Source organism: Roseburia inulinivorans DSM 16841 (assembly GCF_000174195.1).
GTDB lineage: Bacteria > Bacillota > Clostridia > Lachnospirales > Lachnospiraceae > Roseburia > Roseburia inulinivorans.
Genome location: NZ_ACFY01000113.1, coordinates 51,090 through 69,762, shown reverse-complemented (window position 1 = coordinate 69,762; position 18,673 = coordinate 51,090). Strand labels below are relative to the sequence as shown.

The 18,673-nt window shown below is 41.0% G+C and carries 18 protein-coding genes, 1 tRNA gene, 1 pseudogene and 1 other annotated feature; of the genes and pseudogenes, 4 read left to right on the top strand and 16 right to left on the bottom strand.

Going from position 1 to position 18,673, the window contains the following annotated elements:
* Positions 1 to 194 precede the first annotated feature (194 nt).
* Positions 195 to 1,079: an aldose 1-epimerase family protein gene (locus tag ROSEINA2194_RS13135; RefSeq protein ID WP_007887987.1), complete on the top strand. Its 885-nt coding sequence runs from the start codon at positions 195 to 197 to the stop codon at positions 1,077 to 1,079.
* A gap of 86 nt (positions 1,080 to 1,165) precedes the next feature.
* Here the strand turns inward: ROSEINA2194_RS13135 and ROSEINA2194_RS13130 are convergent, their stop codons facing one another.
* Positions 1,166 to 1,777: a hypothetical protein gene (locus ROSEINA2194_RS13130; RefSeq protein WP_007887981.1), complete on the bottom strand. Its 612-nt coding sequence runs from the start codon at positions 1,775 to 1,777 to the stop codon at positions 1,166 to 1,168.
* A 54-nt stretch (positions 1,778 to 1,831) separates the two neighbouring features.
* Complete coding sequence (locus ROSEINA2194_RS13125) at positions 1,832 to 2,368, bottom strand: ECF transporter S component (RefSeq protein ID WP_044928020.1); 537 nt, start codon at positions 2,366 to 2,368, stop codon at positions 1,832 to 1,834.
* Between the two features lie 180 nt (positions 2,369 to 2,548).
* Here ROSEINA2194_RS13125 and ROSEINA2194_RS13120 point away from each other — a divergent pair.
* Positions 2,549 to 3,552: pseudogene (locus ROSEINA2194_RS13120) on the top strand (LacI family DNA-binding transcriptional regulator).
* Between the two features lie 98 nt (positions 3,553 to 3,650).
* Here the strand turns inward: ROSEINA2194_RS13120 and ROSEINA2194_RS13115 are convergent.
* From ROSEINA2194_RS13115 to ROSEINA2194_RS13065, 11 genes are all read right to left on the bottom strand, one after another.
* Positions 3,651 to 4,553 carry a 30S ribosomal protein S1 gene (locus ROSEINA2194_RS13115; protein WP_007887966.1) on the bottom strand — a complete coding sequence of 301 codons (903 nt, stop codon included), beginning with the start codon at positions 4,551 to 4,553 and terminating at the stop codon, positions 3,651 to 3,653.
* Positions 4,554 to 4,647: 94 nt separating this feature from the next.
* Entirely contained in the window at positions 4,648 to 6,771 is a 2,124-nt protein-coding gene (locus ROSEINA2194_RS13110) for a sensor histidine kinase (RefSeq protein ID WP_007887964.1), read from the bottom strand.
* The gene (locus ROSEINA2194_RS13105; RefSeq protein WP_007887961.1) at positions 6,743 to 7,465 is read right to left on the bottom strand and encodes a response regulator transcription factor; all 723 of its coding nucleotides are present in this window, start codon (positions 7,463 to 7,465) and stop codon (positions 6,743 to 6,745) included. Before ROSEINA2194_RS13105 ends, ROSEINA2194_RS13110 begins: the two co-directional genes overlap by 29 nt.
* Positions 7,466 to 7,623: 158 nt before the next feature.
* A tRNA-Thr gene (locus tag ROSEINA2194_RS13100) sits at positions 7,624 to 7,696 on the bottom strand.
* A gap of 359 nt (positions 7,697 to 8,055) precedes the next feature.
* The gene (sigH, locus tag ROSEINA2194_RS13095) at positions 8,056 to 8,706 is read right to left on the bottom strand and encodes an RNA polymerase sporulation sigma factor SigH (RefSeq protein ID WP_044928034.1); all 651 of its coding nucleotides are present in this window, start codon (positions 8,704 to 8,706) and stop codon (positions 8,056 to 8,058) included.
* Between the two features lie 66 nt (positions 8,707 to 8,772).
* Positions 8,773 to 9,513 carry a 23S rRNA (guanosine(2251)-2'-O)-methyltransferase RlmB gene (gene rlmB, locus ROSEINA2194_RS13090; protein WP_007887945.1) on the bottom strand — a complete coding sequence of 247 codons (741 nt, stop codon included), beginning with the start codon at positions 9,511 to 9,513 and terminating at the stop codon, positions 8,773 to 8,775.
* Between the two features lie 68 nt (positions 9,514 to 9,581).
* A complete protein-coding gene (locus ROSEINA2194_RS13085) occupies positions 9,582 to 10,016 on the bottom strand; it encodes a Mini-ribonuclease 3 (RefSeq protein WP_007887944.1) in 435 nt (144 codons plus the stop codon).
* A 6-nt stretch (positions 10,017 to 10,022) separates the two neighbouring features.
* Positions 10,023 to 11,444, bottom strand: a complete 1,422-nt coding sequence (gene cysS, locus ROSEINA2194_RS13080) for a cysteine--tRNA ligase (protein ID WP_007887942.1) — start codon at positions 11,442 to 11,444, stop codon at positions 10,023 to 10,025.
* Between the two features lie 62 nt (positions 11,445 to 11,506).
* On the bottom strand, positions 11,507 to 12,184 hold the full coding sequence (epsC, locus tag ROSEINA2194_RS13075; RefSeq protein WP_044928031.1) for a serine O-acetyltransferase EpsC: 678 nt from the start codon (positions 12,182 to 12,184) through the stop codon (positions 11,507 to 11,509).
* A 55-nt stretch (positions 12,185 to 12,239) separates the two neighbouring features.
* Positions 12,240 to 12,478 (bottom strand) — a binding site (T-box leader).
* A 73-nt stretch (positions 12,479 to 12,551) separates the two neighbouring features.
* Positions 12,552 to 13,097, bottom strand: a complete 546-nt coding sequence (gene ispF, locus ROSEINA2194_RS13070; RefSeq protein ID WP_007887938.1) for a 2-C-methyl-D-erythritol 2,4-cyclodiphosphate synthase — start codon at positions 13,095 to 13,097, stop codon at positions 12,552 to 12,554.
* Positions 13,098 to 13,171: 74 nt separating this feature from the next.
* On the bottom strand, positions 13,172 to 14,050 hold the full coding sequence (locus ROSEINA2194_RS13065) for an AraC family transcriptional regulator (protein ID WP_007887936.1): 879 nt from the start codon (positions 14,048 to 14,050) through the stop codon (positions 13,172 to 13,174).
* Between the two features lie 305 nt (positions 14,051 to 14,355).
* Between ROSEINA2194_RS13065 and uxuA the strand changes: the two genes are divergently transcribed.
* Together uxuA and ROSEINA2194_RS13055 are read left to right on the top strand one after the other, a co-directional pair.
* Positions 14,356 to 15,438 carry a mannonate dehydratase gene (gene uxuA, locus ROSEINA2194_RS13060; protein ID WP_007887931.1) on the top strand — a complete coding sequence of 361 codons (1,083 nt, stop codon included), beginning with the start codon at positions 14,356 to 14,358 and terminating at the stop codon, positions 15,436 to 15,438.
* Complete coding sequence (locus ROSEINA2194_RS13055; protein ID WP_007887930.1) at positions 15,425 to 17,038, top strand: mannitol dehydrogenase family protein; 1,614 nt, start codon at positions 15,425 to 15,427, stop codon at positions 17,036 to 17,038. Before uxuA ends, ROSEINA2194_RS13055 begins: the two co-directional genes overlap by 14 nt.
* Before the next feature lie 102 nt (positions 17,039 to 17,140).
* Here the strand turns inward: ROSEINA2194_RS13055 and ROSEINA2194_RS13050 are convergent, their stop codons facing one another.
* From ROSEINA2194_RS13050 to ROSEINA2194_RS13040, 3 genes are all read right to left on the bottom strand, one after another.
* Positions 17,141 to 17,512 carry a hypothetical protein gene (locus ROSEINA2194_RS13050; RefSeq protein WP_007887929.1) on the bottom strand — a complete coding sequence of 124 codons (372 nt, stop codon included), beginning with the start codon at positions 17,510 to 17,512 and terminating at the stop codon, positions 17,141 to 17,143.
* 401 nt (positions 17,513 to 17,913) lie between these two features.
* Positions 17,914 to 18,132, bottom strand: a complete 219-nt coding sequence (locus ROSEINA2194_RS13045) for a hypothetical protein (RefSeq protein WP_007887927.1) — start codon at positions 18,130 to 18,132, stop codon at positions 17,914 to 17,916.
* A 59-nt stretch (positions 18,133 to 18,191) separates the two neighbouring features.
* A complete protein-coding gene (locus ROSEINA2194_RS13040) occupies positions 18,192 to 18,671 on the bottom strand; it encodes a hypothetical protein (RefSeq protein ID WP_172727125.1) in 480 nt (159 codons plus the stop codon).
* Between the last annotated feature and the right edge of the window lie 2 nt (positions 18,672 to 18,673).

The following is an 18,673-nucleotide window of genomic DNA, read 5'->3' as shown; positions in this document are numbered from 1 at the left end:
GCGCCTGGCAGAACACCTGCCAGACGCCTTTGTCTGAAAAGACGGTAACATAAATCGTTATGTTTTGTCAACCCGGTTCTAATCTGTTGCAAACGTTTGTCTAAACCTATTCTCTTTACGCAGATTCGTGTGTTATAATAGAAAAACAAGTATTTTTCAAAAACAATATCAATTTGTAAAAGGGGGCTTTTATTATGCTGATCACATTACATTCAAACGGTTACGAGGTTGCTGTCAATACGATGGGAGCCGAATTGAAATCTTTCAAAGATCCTTCCGGAAAAGAATACGTCTGGAATTCAGATCCTGCTTTCTGGATGCGTTCTTCACCACTTCTCTTTCCAACGATTGGAAATTTAAGAAATGGTGAAACAACCATGAAAGGGCAGGTTTATCCTCTCGTAAAGCATGGCTTCTGTAAAGATACAGAATTCGAGGTGAAGGATTTATCCGATGATACGGTCACTTTCTTGTTACACGCAAATGAAGAAACTTTAAAAAGTTATCCTTATCAGTTCGAATTGTCTCTCACCTATCATTTATCCGACAATGAGTTATCTATGGAATACCGTGTTGTAAACCATGACACAGAAGAAATGTTTTATCATATCGGCGCACATCCTGGATTTATGCTTCCGGTATCTTCCGGTGAAACACTTGCCGACTGTGAACTCGTCTTTGAAAAAGCAGAAGATTTCGTATCTTATGAATATGATCTTGAAAATATGGAATTCAACACAGAGAAAAAGGTTGTACAAAAAGCAGAGGGCAACACATTACCACTTACTGTTGCAATGTTTGACAGTGATGCTGTTTTCTTTGAACACACCAATTCCCATCGTGTTTCCTTCCTTAACACTCATACTGGAAAAGGTGTAACAATGGACTATCCTGATTTTGAATCTATCGCTTTCTGGACTCCTGCTGGCGGCAATGCTCCATTCCTTTGTCTGGAACCATGGAATGGTTCTGCGATTTTCCATCAGGACAGTGATATTTTCTCAGAAAAACGTGGTATTCTCTCATTAATGCCTGAAGCTGAAAAAACTTACCATTTAAAAATCACTTTAGAGGCTTAGCCACCTGAATCCATTACATAAAAAAGCAGAGCCAGACAGACATATGCGCATGTCGATCTGACTCTGTTTTTCTTTGAACATCTCTTTTATAATACCTTTAAATTCCACATAATCTCAAGTGTGTCATCCTGCACATGAAATTTTTCAAAATATGCTTCTTCCTTCGGAATCCATTTTTCCTGAAACTCTTTTGCTTTCTCTTCCCCATTACGCTTTCTGATATTTGCAAGCTGCACATCCGATGCAATATTCATAAAAATCTTCAGCTGATATGGCTTTCCAAAATACGGATGTAAGCTATAAGAGCCCTCGATAATATTAATCCTTTTATAAGGAATCTCATAAGCATCTAATAGTCTCCACTCTTTGCAGGAAAAGGGCTGATAGCACACAGATTCCTTCTTTTGAACCGGTATAAGCACAGTTTCATAAAATCTTTCATAGTCTACATTCCCACCGGTTTCTTTCATTCTGTCCGGTGTACGCTGTTCCATGCGTAAAAAGAAGTCATCCATATGAAACAGATTACAATCAAGCTGCCCCTTTAAATATTCTCCCAGAGTTGTCTTACCACTTCCACATCTCCCGTCAATCGCCACAAGAATTGGTCTGTCTGTATTGTCTTCCTGTTTAATAATTTCATTAATCGCATCCACTGCCGGTTTGAATCGTTCTCTGCATTGTGTCTTCAGTTCCATGTATTTCTCCGATCTTTCCCTGTGTTTTCTGTCTTCTATCAGAAAAACAGATCATTATTTTCCTTCATAAGCAGGCTTTACAACTCCCGCTGCATATAAACGATTTACAAGAACAGGTATTAAGATAAGCTGTATCACAATTCCAGGGATTGCATTCACAAATCCACCCATAAAGAATAATTTCCATGTAAATCCGCTTCCTATTAATGCATAAACAATTGCTGATACAAGTCCCCATACCAGTCTTCCTGCGAGCATGGAAATGATCAAAGAGATATATAGTGATCTCATATCCTTTTTCATCTTACCGGAAAGAATTCCGCTGACTAATCCATAGGTTGCAAGTTCAAATGCCATGCATATAGCATTCGGGAGCATGACAGGCATTCCAAATGTCACACTTCTAAGTAACGGTGTAATAAATCCAACGATCAGGCCATACGGTCCTCCGAGAATATATCCACACAGTAATACCGGAATGTGCATCGGACAAAGCATCTTTCCGATTGCCGGGATCTGCATGGTAATAAATGGAAGAATCAGTCCAATTGCAAGAAATAATGCTGCCAAAACTGTTTTTCGTACTGTCATCTGTTTTTCATCTTGTCCTCCTAAACATTTCAAATCTCATTTAAATTTATTGTACCACACTTACCATTCTCTTCGCCATTTATTTTGGCAAACGTTTGTGTAAAGTTTTACGCAAATTTTTATCTATTTGTGTTAAACTATACGCAAAGATGAAAATGACCTTTAGGAGGGGGTATTTCAATGACATTAAAGGATATTGCAAAAGAGGTCGGTGTTTCCATCTCTACTGTCTCCCGTATTATCAATGGGAATTCCTCAAACGCCGCCAGCAAAGAAATGCAGGATAAAATATGGAGTATTGCACGAGCCGGTGGATATGTACCTAACACTTCCGCCCAGGCATTGAAGCAAAAAAACAGGGAAAATGTACCTCATCATTCCATCGCCTGTGTCTATGCAAGAGCACAGGATGCACAAAATGATGCTTTTTTTTCAACTCTGACAAGAAGTATTGAACAGGAGGCATTAAAAGAAGGTTATATCGTAAAGTATTCTTTTTCTACTTTTGACATTCATAATCCGGCCACTCAAAACCAGATTATAAATAATGAAGTGGACGGTGCTGCCATTCTTGGACGTTGTGACAAAGAAACGCTCAAATTTATGAAAAAACATTTCCATAAGATCATTTACGTTGGTTTAAATCCTTTAGATGCCGAGTACGATCAGGTCATCTGTGATGGAAATGCCGTTGCATCTGATGCCGTGAGCCACCTGATCTCACAGGGGCACACACAGATCGGATATATCGGAGAGACGAAAAATGAAATCCGGTATGAAGCTTATTGTAATACTTTAAAAAAAATCATATTAATTTTAACAAAAATATTGTAACTAATGTTTCCGGCTCTTCCGAAGCCGGTTATCAGGGAGCCAAACGCATTCTGGAACGTTCTTCCGACGTAACTGCTTTTTTCTGCATGAATGACATCACAGCGATCGGTGCGATCCGTGCAATCCACGAATGTGGTTATCGCATACCTGACGATATCTCCGTCATCAGTATGGATGACATTGAAATTGCACAATATGTATCGCCAATGCTTACAACTATGCATATTCCGATCGAAGAAATGGGAAAGATGACAGCCAAGATCCTGATTGACCGCATAAGAAACGGTCACACGCTCCCTCTGAAAATGTCCCTGCCATATTACATGGCAAAACGTGAAAGCTGCAAATAACAAAGTAAATTTCCTGTTACATAAAAACTACCGGATGTACACATAAACCTGTCTGCATCCGGTAGTTTCATTTTCATGATAAAATCTTTATCTTCTGATTAATCCAGCTTGATTCCTGCAAGAAGTGAACCAAGGCTTGAGCCAAAGCTTTCCTTTGATGTATACTGCTCGAGATCTTCTGCCGGTTCTGTGTCAACCATCTCCTCTTCCAGTGCTTTCATGGAAAGACTGATCTTGTTGTCATTGGTATTCAACACCTTTGCTTTGACTTTCTGTCCCTCTTTTAACACTTCTGATGGCTTTTTGATACGTCTTTCGCAGATCTGTGAAATGTGTACCAGTCCACTCAATCCATTGCCAAGATTGATAAATGCACCATATGGCATTAAAGACTCCACCGTTCCCTCCATTACAGTTCCCGGCACGATCATGGAAATCTTGTGGTTACGTTCCTCGATTGCTGCCTCTTTTGCCACCTGCTTTGCAGATAATACCAGTTTTTCCTTTTCCGGATCAACGGTAATGACTTTTGCTTCTACTTCTTTTCCGATCCATTCCTCTGTATTCTCGACATAATCAAGTGCCAGCTGGGATGCAGGGATAAATGCACGGATGCCTTCTAAAAATGTAACCACACCGCTTGGAACACTCTCTTTGATGCGGACTTTTACAACCGTTCCATCTTCCATCATCTGCTGCAGTTTCTCCCATGCAAGAACATCGTTTGCCTCTTTTCTGGATAGCAGAATATTGCCCTGCCCGTCATCTGTCTTTACCACAGTTGCCTCGATCTCATCCCCGGCATGGATCTGCTCTAACACTGCAAAATCCGGATCATTGCTGAAATCCTCTACCTTAATAATTCCCTGTGCATAATATTTTAAATCCAGAGTGATCTCTTCCTCACTCACTGCAATGACAGTTCCTGTGATAATGTCGCCCTCTCTGATCTGGCGGAAAGATGCCTCTAACTCGTCTTTGAAATCGTCCATTGTTTCCATTATGAATTACCTCCATTGTTCTTTTTCCGGTGAACTCCACATGCAACGCATCATGGACTTCCCAGCAAAAACAAGTATAGCACATTTACTTCCGTTATGACAACTTCCACAGGATGACCACTTTAAAGAGATCGCCATCCACAGCGATATGCAGACTTCCCTTCTGCGCTTCGGTAAAACTCCTTGCAATTGCAAGGCCAAGACCGGAGCCCTCCGTGTTGCGGGAAGCATCGCCACGCACAAAACGCTCCGTCAGCTCATCCCCTCTCACGTTCAGCTCCACGGCGGACATGTTGCGCATGGTGATGGTCACATTCCCCTCCGGCTTCTCTACATCAATGTAAACACGGCTGTTTGGCATTGCATATTTCTGTATGTTCACAAATAAATTTTCAAAAATACGATAGGTTTTCTGATTATCCAGTTTCAGAATGATTTTTTCTTCCGGGACATTCCATCGTAATTGCAGCCCCATCTGTTCAAATTTATCTGCGTGTTCCACGCTGACCTGTTTCATCAGATTGACCACATCAACATCCATCAGATTTAATGTAATATTATTGGTCGTCGCTTTGCTCACTTCAAAAAGATCCTCGATCAGCACTTTCAGCCGCAGTGATTTTTTCTCCAGTGTCTCAATATAAGATTTGCGTTCCTCTTCTGTGATATCTTCTTTTTTCAATAACTCTACATATGTAGTTATTGCAGTGAGCGGTGTTTTCAGATCATGAGACACATTTGTGATCAGCTCTGTTTTCATGCGCTGGCTTTTCACTTCTTCATCCACCGCTTTTTTAAATCCGGTGCGGATCTCTGTGAGCTGTTCTTTGAATGGTTCGAACACTCCGATATCCTCTGTGATCATCGTATCAAGATCACCCTCTGCAATACGCTGCACACCTCTCATCAAGACATCATAATCTTTTTTGATTCTGTCGTAATACTTTTTCATCAGATAAAAAAGCACAAGCGAGTAAATGACAAGACCAACGATTCCAAACATCCACATACACATCAGCACTGCTAAAACAAGGAAATTGATCACCACGATTTTCAGGATCGTTTTGGTTGTCTTATCACTGAAATCAATATGGTTGACTTCGTCTGTAAACTGATCCCATTTCTTTCGGATCCATGGAAAAATCTGATAAATAAAACTGTATTGCCGGATGTATTCTTTCAATCCAACAGAAAATACCGGATAAATGCAGACGACAGACACAAATGCAACTGCAAAAACAATCCAGAGGATTCCGCCTGTTTTTAGAACGCTCCACACATTCACATTTGCGTAACCTGATTTGCCTGTATATGGGAAATCGCAGACAGTGTCAATATAAATATCACACATTGCAAACGACATCATAAGTCCGAAGATCCCCGCTTCCATATAACGCCATTTTGGAAGATAATCCGGCATTTTTTCATTTTTCCATACTCTTCTGCTGCACATAAAGCATGCAAATGCCGCAATTACCAGAAGTGTAATAAAATACGCTGCATCTCCCCCGCCGGATGCAACCAGATAATAATCACTGGTGTAATAATCTTCATAGGCAAGGTTCGTACTGTCTTTTGGAATACCGTATACTACCTGAAAATTTTTCACCGGGACTAAGGTCGTATCATTGTCCACCGCATATGTGCGTATTTCATTGTATCGGTCTGCCTGTAAAAGACTTTTGATGAGTGTATCCGCAGAAACTGTTCCATCCTTTTTGACATCGACGGACAAGTTTCCATCTTCGTCAAAGTCCAGGACAAAAACGCTCTCATAAGAGTTCCACTGTTCTTTGTCATCGTCAATTCTGAAATCCGGTTCCAAAACTTCATACAACGGCGCATTCGTATTCACTTCTTTTTTCGCTCCATCCGTCGCATAATAATCCGTCTCAGACCGGACGCCCTCAAAGGAACTGCTCCACTCTGAAATATAATCGTAATCATCATAACCGCTTTCCTCTCCGACAAAAGGCTCCGTACGGTTTTCTGACGGCTCGTTCTTAATCTCGGTATACAGGACATAAGCCCCCTGATAAAGTGTATCAATATACTCCGTATTTACATTTTCACTGGAGGAAAACAATTGTGCTGACTTCTGTTCTGCATTCCTTATCATCAACGGAAAAAGGCTTACATTCACACCAACTGCAAGTAATAATCCAACGATAATAATTCCTATTCTAACATTACGGCTGTTTTTCAATTTTGTATCCAACGCCCCACACCACCTTTAAATATTTTGGTTCTCTCGGGTTGATCTCAATCTTATCCCGGATGTTTCTCACGTGCACCATAATGGTGTCCGTGTTAATTGCTTTTTCGTTCCAGACACGCTCGTAGATTTCCTCTGTCGAAAAAACTCTGCCCGGATTTCTCATCAGAAGTGCCAGAATTTTAAATTCAATCGGAGTCAGTTTCACCGGATTTCCATCCACGGAAAACTCGATGGTATCCTCATTTAATTCAAGTCCGCCTATGACGTAGTTTCTTCCCTCTTCCTCTTTTTTCTGCGCCATTCCCATAAAACGGGTATAGCGGCGCAGCTGGGAATTTACCCTTGCCATGAGTTCTAACGGCGTAAACGGTTTTGTCACGTAATCGTCCGCACCAATATTTAAGCCGATCACTTTGTCAGTCTCCTCTGATTTTGCCGAAAGCATAATGACCGGGAACTCATGATGTTCTCTCAATTTGATCGTCATGGTCACGCCATCCATCCGCGGCATCATGATATCCACAATTGCCAGATGAATTGGTTCTTTCTCTATAATCTGTAAGCCCTCCACACCATCGGCTGCCTTATATACATGGTATCCCTGGCTTTTTAAGAAAATCTCGATCCCATCACGGATCTCTTTGTCATCTTCCACGACCAAAATATTGTACTCATTGTTGTTCAACTGCTCCATCTGACTTCTGACTCCTTATCTGATATGTCTTACTGTAATATATCTATCTAAAAAACCATTATATAAAAAACGAAAGAATTTCTAAAGAATTATTTTGGGATCAACAAAAAATCCCGGCAAAATCAAGTTTCCTTGAAATTACCGGGATTCCTACCCTAAGCTGATAACGGGAATCGAACCCGTGACCTCCGCCTTACCAAGGCGACGCTCTACCGACTGAGCCATATCAGCACTCTTCAACTGCTTACGCAATCGACAAGTGGTATTCTAACAAATCATACTCCATTTGTCAACCAGATAATTTATGATTTTTTTCATAAAAAATTTATCAGACTGAATATCACAAAATCGGATTTTCTTTTTCTGCAAAAAAAGAACAGCCTGTCGATCGGCTGTCCTTTTAGGAGAAGGTATTTTTACTATGGGGTATAGCAAAAACTATATATAATGTATTGGGGGGTTTTACGAGAATTATAATATCATACTCTCTCACATAAGTGTTCACAAATGTTACAAAAATTTGCTTCTATTTTTGTGCATATTGTACATATTCAGTCTCTATTTTGAAATTATGCCACCAAAATACTTTCTCAAGAAGGCAACGTATCATTTTGAAAAACCCTGATTTTTGTTTTGATGCGCTGCAGTGCATTGTCGATCGCCTTCGGGGATTTCTTCATTTTTTCTGCGATCTGCTGGTAATTTAACCCCGACAGATAATCATCTAACACCTCACACTCCATTTTACTCAGGCTCTGGCGTACTTTTTTCAGAAACAGTTCAAAGTTTTCCTGATCGATCATGCGCTGTTCCGGATTATCTGAACGCTCCGATTCGAGATACTCTGCCAGCGGCTGTCCCTCTTCACTCACCTCCGAATAAAAAGAAACATAGGAGTTTAACGGTGCATGTTTTTTCCGGTTGGATGCCTCTATGGCACTGTAAATCTGTCTTGTGATGCACAGTTCTGCAAAATGGAAAAACGAAGTTTCTCTCTCTTCCCGGTAATCGCGGATTGCTTTAAACAGACCGATCATCCCCTCCTGGATAAGATCATCGGTATCGCCCCCAATCAAAAACATGGCATTCGCCTTTTTCCGCACGAGTGGTTTGTACTTGTCCAACACATAATCCATGATCGCGGCATCCCCAGCCCGAAGCTGCCGCAAAAGTGCTTCATCACTTAACCTGTCATAAGACGTCTGCACTTTTCCCCGGCCATTGTCTCTATACTCTTCCATACCTGCTCTCCCTGTACGATAGTTCCAGACCACATCCACGCTCTGCGGATGTTCCATATTCAGCAGTTACTGCAGACGCTGTCTCACGATCTCATATGCCAGCACACCTGCTGCTACTGACGCATTTAAGGAATCAATGTCCCCCTTCATCGGAATGGATGCGATAAAGTCACAGTTCTCTTTTACGAGTTTGCTGACACCTTCACCCTCGTTTCCAATGACAAGACCAATAGGTCCTTTTAAGTCGAGTTTGTACATCTCGGTTCCGCCCATGTCAGCGCAGACAAACCATAAGCCTTTTTCTTTCAGCTCCTTGATGGCTGCAGTCAGATTTGTCACTTTTGCGACAGGCGTATAGTTGATCGCACCTGCTGAAGTCTTTGCAACCGTTGCAGTCAGTCCCACTGCCCGGCGTTTTGGAATGATCACTCCATGCGCTCCTGCCAGATTTGCGGTACGGATGATCGCACCAAGATTATGCGGATCCTCAATATTATCCAGAATAAAAATAAACGGTGGTTCCCCTTTTTCCTCTGCATTTTTTAAAATATCTTCCACTTCCGCATACTCATATGCTGCGGCAACTGCAATGACACCCTGATGCTTTTTTGTCTCGGATAACTGGTCTAAACGTTCCTTATCCACAAAATTAATAATGGTGTCATGTTTTCTCGCCTCTCTGACGATCGTGCGCACCGGTCCATCCTGACATCCATCCAAGACAAACAGTTTGTCTATTGTTTTTCCGGAACGGAATGCCTCCAGTACCGCATTACGTCCCTCTATTTTCTGTTCTTCATATCCCATGAAATTCTTTTTCCCTTTCTCTTATCGTGATCTCATCACTCAATCATTTCGCTGCTTGCAAGATATAACTATAGTTTTAGTCTCATCTCTTCCACGCCAGTTTTCACCAGCTCGACCAGACGCTCAAATTCGTCTTTCAGATACAGATATCCCATAAGCGCCTCAAATCCGGTTGCCTTACGGTAATCCGACATCGTGGCATTTTTTGCCATGGTAAAAGATTTGGCGTTGCGCCCCCTCTTATACACGGCTGCCTCCTCCTCTGTCAGAATCGGAAGCAGCACCTCCATCATCTCCGCCTGTGTGTGTGCCTTTACAATCTGGCTGGTGCGCTTGTGGAGTTCACTCGCTCTCGTGTTGCCTTTGGCTACTACCAGAGACCGGATCACAAGGTCGTAGATACCATCTCCGATATAAGCCAGTGTCAACGGTGAATATGTGCGGATGTCGACATCCGGGATTTCAAATTGTTCTTTTAAATAAGAATCGATTCCTTTTTCCATCTCTCTTTACTCCGCTTTATGCCATACCACACCTTCGCGGGTGTCTTTGATGACAATTCCTTTTGCAAGCAGTTCATCACGGATGGCATCTGCTTTTGCAAAATCTTTTGCTTTCTTTGCTTCTTTTCTCTCCTCGATTTTGGCAAGGACAAAGCTCTCAAGTTCAGCGTCAACGCCTTCCGTTGTCTCTGTGCTCTTTGCATTTTCCAGATTCAGGGAAAGAACTTTATCAAAATCCTTAATTAACTCGTATTTTGTAATATCGTTCGTGTCTGCTTTTAACAGATCATATAATACAGTGATCGCCATGGAAGTATTCAGATCATTTGAAATCGCATCCACGAATTTTGCCTTGTATTCTGCAAATACGTTCTGGTCTGTCTCGCCCTCTTTTTTCAGTCCGGCAACACGTTTTACCAGTTTGTTGTAAGCGGCTTTGGTGTTATCCATGATCTCATAAGAAAACTCAAGCGGTTTTCTGTAATGGGACTGTAAGCAGAACATCCGGTATACGATCGGGTCGTACCCTTTTTCCTGTAATAAGGAAACGGTGAGGAAATCTCCTTTGGATTTACTCATTTTACCGGATTTGTCATTCAAATGCTGTACATGGAACCAGTAATTGCACCATTTGTGTCCGAGGTAGCTCTCAGACTGTGCGATCTCATTGGTGTGATGTGGGAAAATATTATCCACACCGCCACAATGGATATCCATGTACTCGCCAAGATGTTTGATACCGATGCAGGAGCACTCAATATGCCATCCCGGATAACCGACGCCCCATGGGCTATCCCATTTCAATGCCTGGTCTTCAAATTTGGATTTGGTGAACCAGAGCACGAAGTCTGTCTTGTTTTTCTTATTGGTATCCTCATCGACATCATCCCTTACACCGACTAAAGTCTCAAGTTCTGCCTGTGTGGAGAAAACATAGTAATTATCCAGTTTGGACGTGTCAAAGTAAACGTTTCCGCCTGCCTGATAAGCGTAGCCCTTTTCTAACAGCCCCTCGATCATTTTAATAAATTCAGGAATGCAGTTCGTTGCAGGTTCCACAACGTCCGGTGTCTTGATGTTTAATTTTTTGCAGTCCTCAAAAAATGCATCTGTGTAAAACTTTGCGATCTCCATAACTGTCTTATGTTCACGCTTTGCACCCTTTAACATTTTATCTTCCCCGGTATCTGCATCGGAAGCCAGATGTCCTACATCTGTAATGTTCATGACACGTTTTACATCATATCCGACATAACGGAGTGATTTTTCCAGAACATCTTCCATGATATAACTTCTCAGGTTTCCGATATGTGCAAAATGATACACCGTAGGTCCGCAGGTGTACATTGCGATTTTGCCGTCCTCATGAGGAATCACGGTCTCGATTTTTTTAGTAAGTGTATTGTAGAATTTAAAATTATTTTCCATTTGTGTTCTCCATTTTCTTTCTATATTATTTTAACTTTGAAAAAGCGTTTCACTTCCTATTATTAATCCTGTCTGACTTTCCGGTCAACCTCTTTCAACTGACGTTCCAGATCAAGCACACGATTGACAAGTTCAGCGTTTTCTCTCTGTAAAATGGTAATGTCCTCTTTGACCGGATCCGGCAGATGACACTGATCCATATCGCTTCGTGGAATTTTTATGTTGTCGCGTTTTACCACACGTCCCGGAACACCGACAACGGTGCAGTTTGGCGGAACTTCCTCCAAAACCACGCTTCCGGCCCCGATCTTGGAATTTTCCCCGACTGTAAAAGAACCAATGATTTTTGCGCCGGCACTGATCATGACATTGTCGCCGATCGTTGGATGACGCTTTCCGGTCTCTTTTCCGGTTCCGCCTAATGTCACACCCTGATATAAGGTAACGTTATCACCGACGATCGCGGTCTCTCCTATGATAACACCGCTTCCATGATCGATGAAAAAACCTTTTCCAATCGTTGCACCCGGATGTATCTCGATCCCTGTTTTTCTCGCCGCACGCTGGGAAAGAAATCTTGCCCAGAAATAGTGCCCTTTCAAATACAGTTTATGTGCACGTCTATAACTTAGCATAACACGAAAGCTTGGATAAAGCAAAACTTCCATCGGTGATTTGATCGCCGGGTCACGCTCTTTTATCACTTGAAACTCTTCCTTCACATGCTGGATGATTCCCATACTTCTTGCCCCTTTTCTTTTTATTAATAAATCAAAAAAACGGATTATCCCATCTCCAAGAGACGAAATAATCCGCGGTTCCACTCTAATAAAAATCAATTGATTTTCCCTTAAGACACGTAACGTGTGTAACCCGAACCAGAATACTTAAGTTCTGCCATCACAGACCTCTTTTCCCCTGATCAGCTCCCGGAGGCACTTCGTGAATTCTCTTTCGCAAGACTGCTTTCAGCCGGTGACAGTCTCTCTCTTTGCGCTGCCCAAATTCCTACTCTTTCCGTTCATCGCTTTGCTATTCATTTATCCGGAACATTTTTCATTCCTAATATAGTGTATGCAGTTCGCCCGGATTTGTCAAGAAATTTTCTTATGACTGCTTTCTGCATCCGGCGCAGCCTTCGCATCCAGCCTGGGAATCTGCCACTGCCACACTGCTCTCATAAATGGTTGTCAGCGCACAGATCGCCTGCGATGAGATTCCCTGCTCTGTTCCTGTAAAACCAAGACCTTCCTCGGTCGTTGCTTTCACATTGACCTGACTTACATCAATATGCAATGCTGCCGCAATATTCTTCTCCATCTCCTCGATGTATGGACGCATTTTCGGTTTCTGTGCAATGATCGTTGCGTCGATATTCTCCACAATATATCCTTTTTCCTCGATCAGTTTTGTAACATGCTCTAATAATTTGATACTCGAAATTCCTTTGTACTGTGGATCTGTATCCGGGAAATGTTTTCCGATATCGCCAAGTGCTGCCGCCCCAAGCAGTGCATCCATGACCGCATGCAGCAAAACATCTGCATCCGAATGTCCCAAAAGCCCCAGCGTATGTGGAATCTTTACACCTCCAAGGATCAAATCCCTTCCTTCTACTAATTTATGGACATCATATCCCATTCCTACTCGCATTCTTTTTCTCCTTCTATGACGGTTAAACTGTTTTCATTATAGCATACCCATTTTGTAGTTTCTATTACTTTCCATCAACCTTTTTGCACGACTCCATGTACCTCTTTATATTCCTTCGGCGACACCCCGAACTCCTTTTTAAACGCCCGGTAAAAACTGGAGTAATCCTTAAACCCGAACATTGTGTAAACATCGGTAATACTCGTCTCACCCAGGATTGCCGCCTTGGATGCCTGCATCCGTTTCTTCAATATATATTGGTGCACAGACAATCCCATCTGTTCTTTAAAAATATGTGCAATGTGGTATTTACTGACAAAAAACTGCCCTGCAAGCTGCTCTAAAGACAGCTCCTCATCCAGATGGTCATCAATATAATAAATAATGTTCTGATAAAGATTCTGTTCCTCTTTCTCGCTCTTTGGATTCTGCTGTTCGTAGACAATACGGTTCAGCTGAAGAACAAGATCATTCACACAGAGGGAAACCTTTGCCTCTTTTCCAAAACGCTCCGACTTAATCTCCTCGATCAACTGGAAAATCCGGTACTGGATCGTATTAAACGTGATCAGGTCATTGTGAAAAATATATTTTTTCTTCACCAGAACATTCTGCATCAGATATCCGTAAGAGGAAGAAACTTCCATCAGCTGGTTGCAATATTCCACACTGATCCAGAATACAAATCTCCGGTAAGGGATCTCATTTCCATGCACCATCGCCATGTGCTTTATCCCCGGAGGTATCAGCACCATATCTCCATATTTTAAAGGATACTGCTCCCCCTCGATCCAGATGGAGACATCCCCTTCCAGGAAAAAATAAAACTCATAGTAATCATGCGAATGTATGGAAACCTTTTCAGATGCCGGCTCATTATAATAGTAGATTTCAAAATCCCGGGACAGCATGTATTGTCTCGTGGAAAACTTGGTCTGAAGATTTTTTGCCATGTGTGTTTCCTTTCCTGCCTGTAAACAGCCTGCTGCTGTTTCTTATGTGTCTGCACTTTTCACTACCTGCATACATTATATCATGTGCAAAACCAGCACATGATCAACATTCGTCGCTCGCCGAACACATGCATGTGTTCTTCTCGCTTGCACTCATTTTATCATCCAACCGCAACTTTTGCAATGTGAACAACAACTCTGTCAATTTTCTTTTTCCTCTTTTGGATATAATAAGCTTATCAAAACAAAAACCTGCTGCCACACGGCAGCTTCACAATTTTTTCTAAGAAAGGAAACAAGAAACTATGGAAATGACATTAAGATGGTATGGTTCCAAATTCGACACTGTAACATTAGAGCAGATTCGCCAGATTCCAGGCGTAACAGGCGTTATCACAACTTTATATGATACCGCACCTGGAGATGTATGGAGCAGAGAACGCATTCAGGAAATGAAAGCGGAAGTTGCTGCTGCAGGACTCCATGTAGCGGGTATCGAGAGCGTAAATGTCCATGATGCGATCAAGACAGGTTCCGCTGACCGTGACAAATACATCGATAACTACATCGAGACTTTAGAGAATCTTGGAAAAGAAGATATCCATCTTGTATGCTACAACTTCATGCCTGTATTCGACTGGACACGTACAGAGCTTGCACGTAAAAGACCGGACGGTTCCACAGTTTTAGCTTACACACAGGAAGCTGTAGATGCCATCAATCCAGAAGATATGTTCGCTTCTATCTCCGGTGATATGAACGGAACTGTTATGCCGGGCTGGGAGCCAGAACGTATGGCTAAAATCAAAGATCTTTTTGCAATGTACAAAGACATCGATGATGAAAAACTTTTTGAAAACTTAAAATATTTCTTAGAGAGAATCATGCCTGTATGTGACAAATACGACATCAACATGGCAATCCACCCAGATGATCCTGCATGGAGCGTATTCGGACTTCCACGTATCATCATCAACAAGAAAAACATTCTCCGTATGATGGAAATGGTAGATAACCCACACAACGGTGTTACTTTCTGCTCTGGTTCTTACGGAACAAACCTTGAGAACGATCTTCCGGATATGATCCGTTCCTTAAAAGGACGTATCCACTTTGCACATGTCCGCAACTTAAAATTCAACAGCCCGACAGATTTCGAGGAGGCAGCTCACCTTTCTTCTGACGGAACATTTGATATGTACGAGATCATGAAAGCTCTTTACGATATCGGATTTGACGGACCAATCCGTCCAGACCACGGACGTATGATCTGGGGCGAAGTTGCAATGCCGGGTTACGGTCTTTACGACAGAGCTTTAGGTGCAACATATTTAAACGGTTTATGGGAAGCAATTGAAAAAGGAGAGACAAGACATGCAGTTAAATAGAGCAGGTTTAGCAGATAAAAGTGCATGGGAAGCTAAGGGTTATGCCCTTCCTTCCTTTGATTATGAAACAGTAAAAAAGAATACAAAAGAGAATCCATTCTGGGTTCACTTCGGTGTTGGTAATATCTTCCGTGCATTCCAGTGCAACGTTGTCCAGAACCTTTTAAATGCAGGTGTTCTTGACCGCGGATTGACCGTTGCAGAGGGATATGACTACGAGATCATCGAGAAAATGAACCGTCCACACGACGATTTAAGCATTCTCGTTACTTTAAAAGCAAACGGAACTGTTGAGAAATCCGTTACCGGAAGTATCATGGAATCCCTCGCTTTAGATTCCCACGATGACACACAGTTCTCCCGTTTAAAAGAGATTTTTGCAAAAGATTCCCTTCAGATGTGTACTTTCACCATCACAGAAAAGGGTTATAACTTAAATACTCCGGACGGAAACTTCATGGCTGCTGTTGCAGAAGATATGAAAAACGGACCGGAAAGACCAGAAAGCTACATCGGTAAAGTTGCTGCATTAATTTATGCACGTTACATTTCCGGCAAGAAACCAATCGCTATGGTAAGTATGGATAACTGCTCCCACAACGGAGATAAATTAAAACTCGCTATCACTACTTTTGCAAAAGAGTGGGCAAAAAATGGTGTTGTAGAAGAAGGATTCGTTTCCTATACAGAGGACGAAAATAAAGTTTCCTTCCCATGGACTATGATCGATAAGATCACACCAAGACCAGACGCTTCCATCGAGGCATTATTGCAGAAAGATGACATCGAAGGTCTTGATCCGGTTATCACAAGCAAAAATACTTACGTTGCTCCATTCGTAAACGCTGAGGAAACAGAGTACCTTGTCATCGAAGACAAATTCCCGAACGGACGTCCTGAGTTAGAAAAAGGCGGTCTTATCTTCACAACCCGCGAGACAGTAGATAAAGTAGAGAAGATGAAAGTCTGCACCTGCTTAAATCCACTTCACACAGCACTTGCTGTATTCGGATGTTTATTAGATTATAACCTCATTTCCGCAGAGATGAAAAATGAGACTTTGGTAAAATTAGTAGAAGGTATCGGATACAAAGAAGGACTTCCGGTTGTTGTAAATCCTGGCATTCTTGATCCAAAAGAGTTTATCGACACTGTACTTAATGTACGTGTTCCAAACCCATTCATGCCGGATACACCACAGCGTATCGCAACCGATACTTCCCAGAAACTGGCAATCCGTTTTGGTGAGACGATCAAAGCTTACGCTGCTTCCCCTGAACTGAATGTTTCTGATATTAAATTAATTCCATTGGTATTTGCCGGATGGCTTCGCTACCTTATGGCAATTGATGACAACGGAAATGAATTTACCTTAAGCCCAGACCCAATGTTAGACGAAGTTCGTCCTTACGTTGCTGACATTAAACTTGGAGATTCTTTTGACGCTGATGCAAAATTAAAAGATATCCTCTCTAACGCTAAGATTTTCGGTGTTAATCTTTATGAAGCAGGACTTGCAGAACTTACCTGCCAGTACTTCACAGAAATGACCAGAAAACCTGGCGCTGTTATGGAAACATTACAGAAATATGTCGGCTGATCTTTCAAATTACACTTTATAAATGTAAAAAGACAGCCGCACCGGGATTTTTATGAATCTCGGTGCGGCTGTTTTTTTATTTTTCTTCATTTGCATCTCTTTTCATTCACAGCACTGAATCAATGTAACAATATCCAACCTATCCATATCATTATATAAAGTCTTTTCCTTTATCCATAATCTCATAGAAATTCTTGTGCCTTTTTTCAAATCTGTAAACTGAATTAGTTCATCATTAGTATTAACAATTTTTATCTGATCTGAATTATAAATTTGATAATGCTCTGTAAGCCCGCAACCATTCGTTCCATCACCCTTTACTACTATTTTTCCACTATCAGCTTCTGTGATTACTCCCTCGAATGGAATATTTTTTAATGAAACTGCTGGCGAAAAAAATAATAATTTCACATTTACCAATATACTGACTACAAACAGAACAATAAAAATGACTAAACAAATTTTTTTCTTCATAATCTCTCCTAACAATTGAATATTCAGCTTTACAGGAAGTTAAAACGATCTTTTAAGCGTGAAAACTATCTATAGTTTACATAAAACGTATTGCATTGATTCTTTTCCTTTTTCCATTTCCTTACGAAAATTTTTCACTGCATCTTCAAATTTTTGTTCAATAAGCGTTGGTTCTTTTTCCATGATATTCTCCATATTTAGAAAGATTTTTATTATTTACCATAACATTCATTTTGTAAATACTTAATCCAAGGCAAACATCTTTCCACCTAATATGACTATACTTTCTTCGTGTATTTTATCTCTTCATTCCATTCCAATTTCTTTCTATACAAGTAAAACAATACACCCTGCGACTATAAATGCAACAATACCAACGATCCGGCAAAAACGTGTCCATTTTAAATACTTCGCGCTGTCCTCCATTTTTCTGATATTCTGTAAAAGCAGACCAATAGTAGCAATAAAAAAATAATAAACGCACTCACATAAGTAATGAGTCCCGCTACATAAGGTGCCCCACTCAACTCCTGCATGATAATATTGGAAATGCAAATAATATACATCCATAATGCAAATGGAGTTACGATCAATATGTTTAACTTGCTATTTGTACCCATACGCTTTCCCTCCTATTAATTGTTTCTGCATAACCGTTGACTTGTTTTCACTTTTCTTTTTAAATTCCTATATCAGACGAATAATAGGTTTCTTGAATTGGATCCCAATATATATATTTTACGCTCCAAGATAATAATGTGCCTTCCTCGTCGTAATAATTAATCGTAATTCTATCTGCATATTCATCTTCTATCTGATTGTCTGCATTCAGATAATAATTTACCTTACTGTATTTCGAAATGATATTACTTTGTACTCGTCCGTTCTCACATTCTACCTTACAATATGCAAACTCATCCTCCTGTGGAATATATTCAAGTTTCAGGTGATTCTCTCCATTTATATTTTCACACCAGAAATTTACACCTCCACTGACTTCCAGATAGTCAGATGTAATCCTGTTCCCTGAATACAATGTATTCTCTTGTTCTTCCATGTTGTTCTTTTCTACAACAGTTGTTGCATATATTTGCTGGTTATTATACCCTGATAATAATATGTTCACAGCAAAAGTCAGAAGGATAAAAAATGTTCTCATAA